This is a genomic window from Streptomyces crystallinus, from assembly GCF_039521265.1.
In the GTDB taxonomy this organism is placed as follows: domain Bacteria; phylum Actinomycetota; class Actinomycetes; order Streptomycetales; family Streptomycetaceae; genus Streptomyces; species Streptomyces crystallinus.
Genome location: NZ_BAAACA010000052.1, coordinates 12,717 through 24,968 on the forward strand (window position 1 = coordinate 12,717; position 12,252 = coordinate 24,968).

General features: G+C 70.0%; 10 protein-coding genes. 5 read left to right on the forward strand and 5 right to left on the reverse strand.

The window, feature by feature from the left end:
• Positions 1 to 145 precede the first annotated feature (145 nt).
• Complete coding sequence (locus ABD236_RS30815; RefSeq protein WP_344079405.1) at positions 146 to 994, forward strand: helix-turn-helix transcriptional regulator; 849 nt, start codon at positions 146 to 148, stop codon at positions 992 to 994.
• 18 nt (positions 995 to 1,012) lie between these two features.
• Here the strand turns inward: ABD236_RS30815 and ABD236_RS30820 are convergent, their stop codons facing one another.
• Together ABD236_RS30820 and ABD236_RS30825 are read right to left on the reverse strand one after the other, a co-directional pair.
• Positions 1,013 to 1,222 (reverse strand): DUF397 domain-containing protein, encoded by a 210-nt coding sequence (locus ABD236_RS30820; protein WP_344079407.1) that lies wholly within the window; start codon positions 1,220 to 1,222, stop codon positions 1,013 to 1,015.
• Complete coding sequence (locus ABD236_RS30825; protein WP_344079409.1) at positions 1,219 to 2,055, reverse strand: helix-turn-helix domain-containing protein; 837 nt, start codon at positions 2,053 to 2,055, stop codon at positions 1,219 to 1,221. Before ABD236_RS30825 ends, ABD236_RS30820 begins: the two co-directional genes overlap by 4 nt.
• Positions 2,056 to 2,159: 104 nt before the next feature.
• Here ABD236_RS30825 and ABD236_RS30830 point away from each other — a divergent pair, with 104 nt between their 5' ends.
• Positions 2,160 to 2,363 carry a hypothetical protein gene (locus ABD236_RS30830; RefSeq protein ID WP_344079411.1) on the forward strand — a complete coding sequence of 68 codons (204 nt, stop codon included), beginning with the start codon at positions 2,160 to 2,162 and terminating at the stop codon, positions 2,361 to 2,363.
• A 203-nt stretch (positions 2,364 to 2,566) separates the two neighbouring features.
• Here ABD236_RS30830 and ABD236_RS30835 read toward each other — a convergent pair whose 3' ends face one another.
• Positions 2,567 to 4,027, reverse strand: coding sequence for an MFS transporter (locus tag ABD236_RS30835; protein ID WP_344079413.1), 1,461 nt, complete (start codon positions 4,025 to 4,027; stop codon positions 2,567 to 2,569).
• Positions 4,028 to 4,095: 68 nt separating this feature from the next.
• Here ABD236_RS30835 and dusB point away from each other — a divergent pair, with 68 nt between their 5' ends.
• From dusB to ABD236_RS30850, 3 genes are all read left to right on the forward strand, one after another.
• Positions 4,096 to 5,241, forward strand: coding sequence for a tRNA dihydrouridine synthase DusB (gene dusB, locus ABD236_RS30840; RefSeq protein WP_344079415.1), 1,146 nt, complete (start codon positions 4,096 to 4,098; stop codon positions 5,239 to 5,241).
• Between the two features lie 458 nt (positions 5,242 to 5,699).
• Positions 5,700 to 8,423 carry a pyruvate, phosphate dikinase gene (gene ppdK, locus ABD236_RS30845; protein ID WP_344079417.1) on the forward strand — a complete coding sequence of 908 codons (2,724 nt, stop codon included), beginning with the start codon at positions 5,700 to 5,702 and terminating at the stop codon, positions 8,421 to 8,423.
• Between the two features lie 561 nt (positions 8,424 to 8,984).
• Positions 8,985 to 9,983 carry an ArsR/SmtB family transcription factor gene (locus ABD236_RS30850; RefSeq protein ID WP_344079419.1) on the forward strand — a complete coding sequence of 333 codons (999 nt, stop codon included), beginning with the start codon at positions 8,985 to 8,987 and terminating at the stop codon, positions 9,981 to 9,983.
• A gap of 472 nt (positions 9,984 to 10,455) precedes the next feature.
• Here ABD236_RS30850 and ABD236_RS30855 read toward each other — a convergent pair whose 3' ends face one another.
• Both ABD236_RS30855 and ABD236_RS30860 read right to left on the reverse strand, forming a co-directional pair.
• Positions 10,456 to 11,376, reverse strand: coding sequence for an oxidoreductase (locus ABD236_RS30855; RefSeq protein ID WP_344079421.1), 921 nt, complete (start codon positions 11,374 to 11,376; stop codon positions 10,456 to 10,458).
• Between the two features lie 67 nt (positions 11,377 to 11,443).
• On the reverse strand, positions 11,444 to 12,226 hold the full coding sequence (locus tag ABD236_RS30860; protein WP_344079423.1) for an SDR family NAD(P)-dependent oxidoreductase: 783 nt from the start codon (positions 12,224 to 12,226) through the stop codon (positions 11,444 to 11,446).
• Positions 12,227 to 12,252 lie beyond the last annotated feature (26 nt).

Sequence of the window (12,252 nt, forward strand, 5' to 3'; positions counted from 1 at the left end):
TCGGCCTTCGAGGTGGCGGGGGAGGTAGTCACGTCATTGCTCACACGGAAGACGATCGTCCTTCCGTCAGCCTGGTACCAGAGTGTCTTTATCCTGGTACACGCACTACCTGGCAATGGGGTGGGCGGTGCGGCACCCTGGTTCCATGACCACTGTGGCCCCGGAGTCCGACGTCCGCAGGCATGAGCTGGCGGAGTTCCTGCGCAGCCGCCGCGAACGCATCACGCCCGAGCAGGTCGGCCTGCCGCACGGCCGCCGCCGGCGCACCCCCGGACTGCGCCGCGAGGAGGTCGCCCACCTGTCCGCCGTGGGCGTCACCTGGTACACCTGGCTGGAACAGGCCCGGGAGATCCAGGTCTCCGCGCAGGTCCTGGACGCGCTGGCGCGGGCCCTCCAGATGGACCGCAGCGAGCGCACCCACCTGTTCGCCCTCGCGGGCGCCACCGATCCGAACCCCGACGCGCCCTGCCCGACGGTGACTCCGTCGATGCGCGCGATGCTGGACCAGCTGGAGCCGCTGCCCGCCTGCATCCAGAACAGCCGCTACGACATCCTGGCGTACAACCGCACGTACGGCAGGCTGCTCTGCGACCTGGACGCGCTGGCGCCGGAGGACCGCAACTGTATGTGGCTGGCCTTCACCAACGACGACTGGCGCGCGGCCGTCGCCGACCTGCCGGACGTCAACCGGACGATGGCCGCCAAGTTCCGCGCCTCGATGGCCGGGCACCTGGCCGAGCCCGCCTGGAAGACGCTCCTGAGCCGCCTGGAGAACGGCTCCCCCGAGTTCCGCGAGATCTGGGCCCGCCACGAGGTGGTCGACCAGAGCGGCCGCGAGAAGTACATCCGCAACGCCCACGTGGGCCTGCTGCACCTGGAGCACACCAACCTGTGGCTGGGCCCGTCCCCGGGCCCGCGCCTGGTGACGTACGTACCGCTGGACGCGGCGTCGCGGGCGGGGCTTGAGCGGTTGTTGGAGGTGGCGGTCGTCTGACCACACGTGGTGCGGGGCTCAGGCAGCGCCGAACTCTCCGGCCTTGAGGCCTGCTATGAAGGAAGAGAACGCGCCTGAGGGGACGTTCAGGGCCGGGCCGTTCGGGGCCTTTGAGTCACGGACGGGGACCACGCCGCTCGTGACGACAAGGTTGGCGGCGACCTCCACGCAGTTGCCACCGTTGTTGCTGTAGGAGGACTTGAACCACTGAGGGGATTCGGTCGTCACGATTTTCCCTTTCGTGCCTGCTGGATCATGGCCACAGACGCCGCCTGCGAGAGCGATTCGGCCTGCAACTGATGGTAGGCCGTCAACATGGGCTCCACAGAGGCACTTTCCCGGTCCAAGTTGCCCTGCGCCTGGGACTCCGCGTAGCAGAGCACGGACCGGTCCGACAGGGTCAGCAGGTTGACGGGCAGGTCGAACGTGCGACGCTCGCCGATGTCGTACGGCACCATCTGGAGCAGCGTGTTCGGCAACCCGGCGAACTCGACCAGGTGGGCCAGCTGGGCGTCCATGACGGCTGCCCCACCGACGGTACGCCGGATACAGCTTTCGTCCATGGCCACGAAAATCATGGGTGGCCGGGGCCGCAGCAGTGATGCCTGTCGCTTCGCCAGGAACGAGACGCGGTCCTCTGCCTGTTCGGGCGTGATGGCGCCCCGGCGGACGGCGCTGTCGGCCAGTACCCGTGCGTACTCCGGTGTCTGCAACAGGCCGGGGATGATCCCGATCTCGTACAGCCGTAGCTCAACGGCCCGCGCCTCGTGCTTGACGTACTCGGGGAACCCCTCCAGCAAACTCCCTTGCCGTATCTGTCGGTACTCGCGTTCGAACGTGTCCGCCGTGCCCTCGAGGCCGAACGCCCGGTCCGCGCTACGCGAAAACCGGAGGGTCGGAGGCTTGCGACCAGTTTCGACGGCCGAGATGTGCACGCTGGAGTAGTCCGTACGTTCCCCGAGCTCGTCCTGCGTCCAGCCGCGTGCCTCCCGCAGGCTGCGCAGACGCGCTCCGTAAGCCGCCTGCGGCGAGGCGTCCGGCCTCAACTCCTTGCGGTTCAAGGGCTGTTCACCGACCTTCCGTTCTCTTTCAACACGTTGAACGGTTCCCAGGTGTGAGCCACGCTGAACCCTCGGTAGTGAGAATGCTACGGAGAGGAGCGGCCATGGCGAGCCCGGAATATGTGGCCGACACCGCGAACGGCGACAGGATCGGCGTGGTGCGGCAACGCTACGAAGGGAGCGTCTACCTGCGTCCCCCCGGTGGCGGGACCGAATGGGCCACGGCGCCCGAAGCCCTGCGGCACCTGTCCCCCGAGGAACTGGCGCGGGTCCGTGTGTACGAGACCCCCGTGGGGCGGTGGAGCTGATGTGGGCCTTTCCGGTGGGACTGCCGACAGGGCCGGAGCAGGGCCCGGAGCCGGTCGGCGCCCCGGGGTGCGACGTGTGCGACGCCTGGCACGCCGACCGCGAGGCGGCTCGGGAGACGCGAGAGCGCACAAGGTTCCGAAGGGCGAACGCGGAGCTCACGCGCCACCCGGACCACCTGGCGCGGCCCGGTGAGGCCCCGGGGCTATGAGACCCCCGCCCCCACCCCCACCTTCTCCGACTCCTCCAACCGCTCCGCCGTCCGCCGAGCCGACTCCCGCGCCCGGCGGCCGCTCGTGGCCGCGCCCATGACCAGGACGGCCAGGCCGCAGCCAGTGATGATCCACCAGGCCGGGCGGGCCGCGTCCGGGAAGGTGTCGGCGTAGCCGGTGCCGGAGAGGCCGGCGAGGCCGCCCGCCAGGACCGCGCCGATCACCGCGACGCCCAGCGTCTGGCCCGTCTGGCGGCTGGTGGAGGCCACCGCCGCCGCCACCCCCGCCTGGGCGCGCGGCATCCCGGAGACGGCCGTGTTGGTGATGGGGGAGTTGACCATGCCGAAGCCGAGCCCGAACAGCACGTATCCGGTGAAGAGCAGAGGGGTGGACGACTCGCCGTCGAAGGCCGCGAACAGGAGTCCGCTCGCCGCCATCGTGACGCCCGCGACCAGCAGCGAGGGGCGCGGGCCCCGGGCGGCGACCAGTCGGCCCGAGAACGGCGCGACCACCATGGTGACGGCCGCCATCGGCACCATGTAGAGCCCGGCGTGCAGCGCGTCGAGGCCGCGTACGTTCTGCAGATAGAGCGTGTTGACGAAGAGGAAGCCGCCCAGCGCCGCGAACGCCGAGACCGCGATCACCGTGGCCCCGCTGAACGGCACGCTGCGGAAGAAGCGCAGGTCGATCAGCGGTTCCCGGCGCCGGGGCTCGTACAGCAGCAGCCCGGCCAGCGCCGCCGCCGCGAGCGCGCTGAAGGTGAGGATCCGCGCCGAGGCCCAGCCCGCGCTCGGCGCCTCGATGATCGCGTACGTGAGGGAGCCGAGCAGCACCACGACCAGCGCCTGGCCGACGGGGTCGGGGCGGCGCGGCTTCGGCGCGCGGGACTCCGGGATGAACCGCCAGGTCAGCAGGAGAGCGGCGAGGCCGACCGGCAGGTTGATCCAGAAGATCGAGCGCCAGCCGACCGAGTCGACCAGCAGACCGCCGACGATCGGGCCCGCCGCCATGGAGATACCGACGACGCCGCTCCACACGCCGATGGCGCGGGCGCGCTCGCGCGGGTCGGTGAAGGTGTTGGTGATGATCGACATCGCCACGGGGTTGAGCATCGAGCCGCCCACGGCCTGGACCGTGCGGAAGGCGACCAGGGAGGCGAGGTTCGGGGCGAGCGAGCAGAGCAGCGAGCCGAGGGTGAAGACGACCAGGCCCGCCATGAAGACCCGGCGCCGTCCGATCCGGTCGGCCGTGGAGCCCGCGAGCATCAGCAGGGAGGCGAGGACGAGGGTGTACGCGTCGATCGTCCACTGCATCCCGGAGACCGAGGTGTGCAGTTCGCGCTGCATGGTGGGCAGCGCCACGTTCAGGATCGTGTTGTCGAGGCCGACGATCAGCAGGCTCATGCAGCAGATCGCCAGCACGAGTATGCGACGGCGGGGGCTGAGATCGGGCATGTGTGGATAGTACGCCTAACTAACGACTCGGTCCATGTAGTACGGCTAACTAATGACCTTGGGCGGGGATGCGCGACAATGGCCTGATGACCACGCTCAACATCGGCCCGCATGCCGTGCAGCCTCCCGTGGTGCTGGCGCCCATGGCCGGCATCACCAATGCCCCGTTCCGTACCCTGTGCCGCGAGTTCAGCGGCGGCAAGGGGCTGTTCGTGAGCGAGATGATCACGACGCGGGCGCTGGTCGAGCGCAACGAGAAGACCATGCAGCTGATCCACTTCGACGAAACGGAGACGCCCCGCTCGATCCAGCTGTACGGCGTCGACCCGGTCACCGTCGGCAAGGCGGTCCGGATGATCGTCGACGAGGACCTGGCCGACCACATCGACCTCAACTTCGGCTGCCCGGTGCCCAAGGTGACCCGCAAGGGCGGCGGCTCGGCACTGCCGTACAAGCGGCCGCTGCTGCGCGCGATCCTGAACGAGGCCGTCTCCAACGCGGGCGACCTGCCGGTCACCATGAAGATGCGCAAGGGCATCGACGACGACCACATCACGTTCCTGGACGCCGGGCGGATCGCCGTCGAGGAGGGCGTCACGGCGATCGCCCTGCACGGCCGCACCGCCGCCCAGCACTACGGCGGCACCGCCGACTGGGACGCCATCGCGCGCCTCAAGGAGCACGTCCCGGAGATCCCGGTGCTCGGCAACGGCGACATCTGGTCCGCCGAGGACGCGCTGCGCATGATGAAGGAGACCGGCTGCGACGGCGTGGTCGTCGGCCGTGGCTGTCTGGGCCGCCCCTGGCTCTTCGGCGACCTGGTGGCCGCCTTCGAGGGTACGGACTCCTACGCGCGCCCCACCCTGCGTACGGTCGCGGAGGTGATGGTGCGGCACGCGACGCTGCTCGGGGAGTGGATCGGCGACGAGTCGCGCGGCGTGATCGACTTCCGCAAGCACGTGGCCTGGTACCTCAAGGGCTTCGCGGTCGGCTCCGAGATGCGCAAGCGGCTCGCGATCACCTCGTCCCTGGAGGAGCTGAGCGCTCAGTTGAGCGAGCTCGACCTGGACCAGGCGTGGCCGGACGGTGCTGACGGGCCGCGCGGGCGCACCTCGGGCAACAACCGGGTGGTCCTGCCGGACGGCTGGCTGAAGGACCCGTACGACTGCTCGGGCATCAGCGCGGACGCCGAGCTGGACACCTCCGGCGGGTAAAACAGGATCAACTGCATCGAAACGGCGGAACCGGCTCCCGGTTCCGCCGTCTCGCTTTGGTGCCGTCCACGGTCCGGATCGTGGAATTCCGGCCCGCTCGACGGCGTGATTCTCGCCACCCCTGATAGGGGTTGCGCTCAGATGAGCAGTTTTCACGCGGCTGCACCTCTAGAAGGGGTGGCACTGAGTGCCACCCCTTCTGTCTTCAAGAAGTGAACTCACTTGCAGAGGTGTGCGCTCGGATGAGCGGGAAAGCGGCCTTTTGGGTCCATCACCGTTCAGGGAGTGAAAGCATCATGATCACTTCGGTTACCTGGTGGTTACTTTCGATCTGCTGGCGGACGAGTGGTTAAGGCCCCATGACGCGCAAGTGGACGTACCCAGACACCTTCGATCTGGGTATGTTCCTCGCCGTCAGGGCAGCCGCCACGCTTTTTCGGACCGAGGAGTCGAGACCCGTGTCGGAAGACAAGGACCTCCAGCACAGTCAGAAGTTCGTCTACGACTTCACCGAGGGGAACAGGGACCTCAAGGACCTGCTCGGTGGCAAGGGCGCGAACCTCGCCGAGATGACCAACCTCGGCCTGCCGGTCCCTCCCGGCTTCACCATCACCACCGAGGCGTGCAAGGTCTACCTCGACAGCGGTGAGGAGCCGGCGGCGCTGCGCGACGAGGTCAGCGCGCACCTCGACGCCCTCGAGCAGAAGATGGGCAAGAAGCTCGGCCAGGCCGACGACCCGCTGCTCGTCTCCGTCCGCTCGGGCGCCAAGTTCTCCATGCCCGGCATGATGGACACGGTCCTCAACATCGGCCTCTCGGACGCCTCGGTGACGGGTCTGGCCAAGCAGTCCGGCGACGAGCGCTTCGCCTGGGACTCCTACCGCCGCCTCATCCAGATGTTCGGCAAGACCGTGCTCGGCGTGGACGGCGAGCTCTTCGAGGACGCCCTCGAGGAGGCCAAGGCCGCCAAGAAGGTCACCGTCGACACCGACCTCGACGCCGCCGACCTGAAGAAGCTGGTCAAGCACTTCAAGAAGGTCGTCAAGACCGAGGCCGGCCGCGACTTCCCGCAGGACCCGCGCGAGCAGATGGACCTCGCCGTCAAGGCGGTCTTCGACTCGTGGAACGGCGACCGCGCCAAGCTCTACCGCCGCCAGGAGCGCATCCCGGGCGACCTGGGCACCGCCGTCAACATCTGCTCCATGGTGTTCGGCAACCTCGGCCCCGACTCGGGCACCGGCGTCGCCTTCACCCGCGACCCGGCCTCCGGCCACCAGGGCGTCTACGGCGACTACCTCCAGAACGCCCAGGGCGAGGACGTGGTCGCGGGCATCCGCAACACCGTGCCGCTGGCGGAGCTGGAGGGCATCGACAAGAAGTCGTACGACCAGCTCATGCAGATCATGGAGACCCTTGAGACGCACTACAAGGACCTCTGCGACATCGAGTTCACCATCGAGCGCGGCCAGCTCTGGATGCTCCAGACCCGGGTCGGCAAGCGCACCGCCGGTGCTGCCTTCCGGATCGCGACCCAGCTGGTGGACCAGGGCCTGATCGACGAGGCCGAGGCGCTCCAGCGCGTCAACGGCGCCCAGCTCGCCCAGCTGATGTTCCCCCGCTTCGACGACCAGGCCAAGGTCGAGCAGCTCGGCCGGGGCATCGCGGCCTCGCCGGGCGCGGCGGTGGGCAAGGCGGTCTTCGACTCGTACACCGCCATCAAGTGGTCCCGCTCGGGTGAGAAGGTCATCCTGATCCGCCGCGAGACCAACCCGGACGACCTGGACGGCATGATCGCCGCCGAGGGCATCCTGACCTCGCGCGGCGGCAAGACCTCGCACGCGGCGGTCGTGGCGCGCGGCATGGGCAAGACCTGTGTCTGCGGCGCCGAGGAGCTGGAGGTCGACACCAAGCGGCGCCGGATGACCGCTCCGGGCGGCGTGGTCGTCGAGGAGGGCGACGTCGTCTCGATCGACGGCTCCACCGGGAAGGTCTACCTCGGTGAGGTACCCGTCGTACCGTCCCCGGTCGTCGAGTACTTCGAGGGCCGGATGCACGCGGGCGCCGACGACGCCGACGAGCTGGTCGCGGCCGTGCACCGGATCATGGCGTACGCGGACCGGGTGCGCCGGCTGCGGGTGCGGGCCAACGCCGACAACGCCGAGGACGCCCTGCGGGCGCGGCGGTTCGGCGCCCAGGGCATCGGCCTGTGCCGCACCGAGCACATGTTCCTCGGCGAGCGCCGCGAAATGGTCGAGCGCCTGATCCTGGCCGACACCGAGGAGGAGCGCGAGGAGGCACTCAGTGCCTTGCTGCCGCTCCAGAAGAAGGACTTCGTCGAGCTCTTCGAGGCGATGGACGGGCTGCCGGTCACCGTACGGCTGCTCGACCCGCCGCTGCACGAGTTCCTGCCCGACATCACCGAGCTGTCGGTGCGCGTCGCGCTCGCCGAGTCCCGCAAGGACGCCAACGAGAACGACCTGCGCCTGCTCCAGGCCGTGCACAAGCTGCACGAGCAGAACCCGATGCTGGGTCTGCGCGGGGTACGCCTCGGCCTGGTCATCCCGGGTCTGTTCGCCATGCAGGTACGGGCGATCGCCGAGGCGGCCGCCGAGCGCCGGGGCGCCAAGGGCGACCCGCGTGCGGAGATCATGATTCCGCTGGTCGGCACCGTGCAGGAGCTGGAGATCGTCCGCGAGGAGGCCGACCAGGTCATCGCCGAGGTCGAGGCGGCCACCGGCACCGACCTCAAGCTCACCATCGGCACGATGATCGAGCTGCCGCGGGCCGCCCTGACGGCCGGTCAGATCGCCGAGGCGGCCCAGTTCTTCAGCTTCGGCACCAACGACCTGACCCAGACGGTCTGGGGCTTCTCCCGGGACGACGTGGAGGCGAGCTTCTTCACCGCGTACCTGGAGAAGGGCATCTTCGGGGTCTCGCCGTTCGAGACCATCGACAAGGACGGCGTCGGCTCGCTGGTCCGCTCGGCCGTGCAGGCCGGCCGGGCCACCCGCCCCGACCTGAAGCTGGGTGTCTGCGGCGAGCACGGCGGCGACCCGGAGTCGGTGCACTTCTTCCACGAGGTGGGCCTGGACTACGTCTCCTGCTCCCCGTTCCGCATCCCCGTGGCGCGCCTGGAGGCGGGCCGCGCGGCCGCCGAATCGAAGGGCAGCGACTCCCGCTGAGACCCCGGAGCCGCCGCCGGGTCCCCGACCCTCAACACCGATCCGGCGGCGGTTCCGGTTCACATCGAAGAGGCGGCACCCTGTGCGGGGGTGCCGCCTCTTCGGCATGCCCGCGCTCCATTCCGCTTCTTCTCCGGGGACTTGTTCTCCGGGGCCTTGTTCTCCGGAGGCGCGGATGTTGTCTGGGTGTGCGTCCGCTTAATTCCTGTTGAAGTGCGGACATTTAACGGGCCCTTGGCCCTAAATGCAGAGTGCGGTTCACGGATCCCCATCCATGAACCGCACTCTGTCATCCCCGCCGGGCACGGAGCCGCCACCATGCCGACCGCCGCCAGACGAAGCAAAGCCCCCCACGGTCCTCACATCGTCTTTCCGGTTGGCCCGGTGTCGTGCCCGACGTCGTACAGCTTTTCGGTACGCACGGGCTGCTCGCGACGCCTTTCAAGTGTGGCTGAAAGGCCGGTGGTCACGGGGTGTGACGGTAGGCATACTCAGGGGCGGGACGATTGCGGGTGCAACACGATGCAACACGTTGCAACATTCGAGACAGGTGGAGATTCGGTGCTGCGTATTCATTTCACTGGCGTGGACCTGGCCCGGGTGCGCATGGCGCCTGGTCCGGACGCGCTGTGGGAAACGATTCTCAGCTTTCATCGATTAAGAGACCGTCGGGGCGCCCTAGTCTTCGGTGAATGGCGAACGGAAACGCGTACCCGGTTGAACGGTGAAACACGTCTGCTCTCCGCAGTGGTGCCGGGCCGCGGCTATTTTCCCGACTTTCTCACGCCCGCCGAAGGGCCGCACACCATCGAGTCCGGGCTCGAGGCCGTCCGCGAGACGGGGCGGGACCGGCTGCACGACGAGCTCTCCCGGGTCGCGGGACCCAGGGGGCTGCCCCGATGGCTGCGGGCGCTCGCCGACGGGCGCGGTGAGCCGCTGGATCGTCTCATGGGCGCGCTCCGCAGCTATCACCGGGCCGCCATATCGCCGTGCTGGACGCATATCCAGGCCCGGGTGGACGCCGACCGGGCGGCCCGCGGCCGGGCGCTCCTGGACGGCGGGGCGGACGAACTCCTCGCCTCGCTCCCGCCGATGATGCGCTGGCGGGCGCCCGTCCTGGAGGCGGACTACCCGGTGGACCGGGACCTGTACCTGGAGGGGCGTGGGCTGCTGCTCCAGCCGTCGTTCTTCTGCCGCCGCACGCCGGTGGCGCTCCAGGACCCGCTGCTGCCGCCGGTGCTGGTCTATCCGGTGACGCACACCCACACGCCGTACGAGCGGCAGGGCGCGGGCCCCTCGCTCGGCCGGCTCGTGGGCCACACGCGCTCGGCGGTGCTCCAGTCGATAGGGCACGGCTGCACGACGAGCGAACTCGCCCGCCGGGCGGGGGTCTCGCTCGCCTCGGCCAGCCAGCACGCGGGCGTCCTGCGGGAGGCGGGGCTGCTGGTGACGCTGCGGCACGGGAGCGCGGTGCTGCACACGTTGACGCCGTTGGGTACGGCGTTGCTGCGGGGCGGCCAGCCGACGGTGCCGGAACGTTCCGCCTCGGTGTCGCTATAGGCGCCCACACCCCGGGGTGGCCGAAAGTCACCCCTGGGCGCGCCCGGCCTTTGCCTGCGGCTGAGTGGGTGGCCGGTCGCGCAGTTCCCCGCGCCCCTTTTTGTGCCCGGTCTTTGTCTGCGGGCCGGTGGTGGGCTGGTCGCGCAGTTCCCCGCGCCCCTTTTTGTGCCCGGGTTTCGTCTGCGGGCCGGTGGTGGGTTGCTCGCGCAGTTCCCCGCGCCCCTAGGGGGTTGGGGGTGGGCGGAGAACTCAGGGCAGCCGTCGGTCTTTCGGGGCACGGGGGACAGCTTGGGAACTCGGCTCAGCCACAGGCTTTTAGGGGCGCGGGGAACTGCGCGAGAAGAGGCCACAGCCCGCAGACGAAAGACGGCTTCCTGCGAAGCGGAGAACCGCCCGAACGGTCCGTACTACCTAGGGGCGCGGGGAACTGCGCGGCCAGCCGCCCACTCAGCCGCAGACGAAGCCCGGGCACCTACAACCCGTACCGCACCCCCGTAAGCCCCTCAGATGCCACCCACAGGCGTTCCGCCGTCGCGTCGTCCCGGGTCCATTTCGCCCGCGACGAGCGGGCCGGTGCGCCGCGCCAGCCCTGGAGGCGGGGGCCCGTGAAGGAGTCGGGGCGGACCGAGGGGGCCGTGGCCGCGTACAGCGTGGGGAGGGCGCCCGTTTCGGCGGGCTGGGCCAGGACGCGGTTGCCCAGGCGCGCCACACGTTCGGCGACGCGGCGGCCCTCCATACGGGCACCCGCCGTCTGGAGGTTGGTCGACGCGTAGCCGGGGTGCGCGGCCGCGGCCACCACCGTCGAGCCCGCCGCGCGCAGTCGGCGGGACAGCTCGTGGATGAAGAGGAGGTTGGCCGTCTTGGAGCGGGCGTACGCGATCCAACGGCGGTAGCGCCGCTCGCTGTTGAGGTCCGTCAGATCGATGTCGGACAGCGCGTGCAGCCCGCTGGAGACCGAGACCACTCGCGCCGCCGGAGCCGCCCGCAGCCGGGGCAGGAGCAGCCCGGTGAGCGCGAAGTGGCCCAGGTGGTTCACCCCGAACTGCCGCTCGAAGCCGTCCACCGTCGTGCCGTACGGCAGCGCCATCACCCCCGCGTTGTTGATCAGCAGGTCCAGATGGGCGTGGGGAAACGATTCCGCGAAGGCGCGGACGGACGACAGGTCTGCCAGGTCAAGCGGGGCGAACTCCACGCTCGCCCCGTACACCTGGCGGTGGATCAGTGCCTCCGCCTCCCTGCCCCGGGCCTCGCTGCGGCAGGCGAGGACCACATGGGCGCCCTTGCGGGCGAGTTCGCGTGCCGTGACGAGTCCGATGCCGCTGTTGGCGCCGGTGACGACCGCCGTACGGCCGCTCTGGTCGGGGATGTCCCTCGCGCTCCAGCCCTGAGTCATGCGGCCACCGTACCGTCCGGTAGGTCCGGACAGCAGGGGGCCGCCGGGCCGGCCGGAGCCGGGCGACTCAGGCCGCCGAACCGCCGTCGATCACCAGGTCGGTGCCGACCGCCGACGCCGCGTCGTCCGAGGCCAGATAGAGGACCGCCGCCGCGATCTCGGCGGTCGAGGAGACCCGGCCCAGCGGCGACTCCCCCTTCATCCGCACCGCACGGTCGGTCTCGGTCTCGCCCGCCCGCAGGGACATGGTGGTCGCGGAGGCGCCGGGGCTGACCGCGTTGATGCGGATGCCCTCCTGGATGTGGTCGAGCGCCGCCGCCCGGGTCAGCGCGGAGACCGCCGCCTTGGTGGTGAGGTAGCCGGCGGCGCCCGGGATCCGCTTGTGGGCGCCGAGGTTGGAGCCGATGTTGACGATCGCGCCGCCGTTCTCCTGGGTGCGCATCTGGGCGACCTCGGCCGCGAGCGCCAGGAAGACGCCGGTCAGGTTGATGTCCAGCATGGTCTGCCAGTCCTCGGGCGCCAGATCGGCGAGGCCCACCCCGCCCCGGCCGCGCAGCACCCCGGCGTTGTTGACGGCGACGTCGAGCGAGCCGAACCGTTCGACGGTGGCGGACACCAGGGCGCGTACGTCCTCGGCGCGCGACACGTCGGCGGTGAACGCGGCCGCCACCCCGCCCTCCTCCTCGATCAGCGCCACCGTCTCGTCGAGAGAGGCGGCGGTGCGCCCGGCGACGGCCACCCGGGCCCCCTCGGCGGCGAAGGCGAGCGCGACCGCCCGGCCTATGCCGGACCCGGCGCCGGTGACGAGGACGGTCCGGTCGGTGAAGCGGGCGGCGGTACGAGCAGACATTTTTGACCAACCGTTCTGTTATGAGG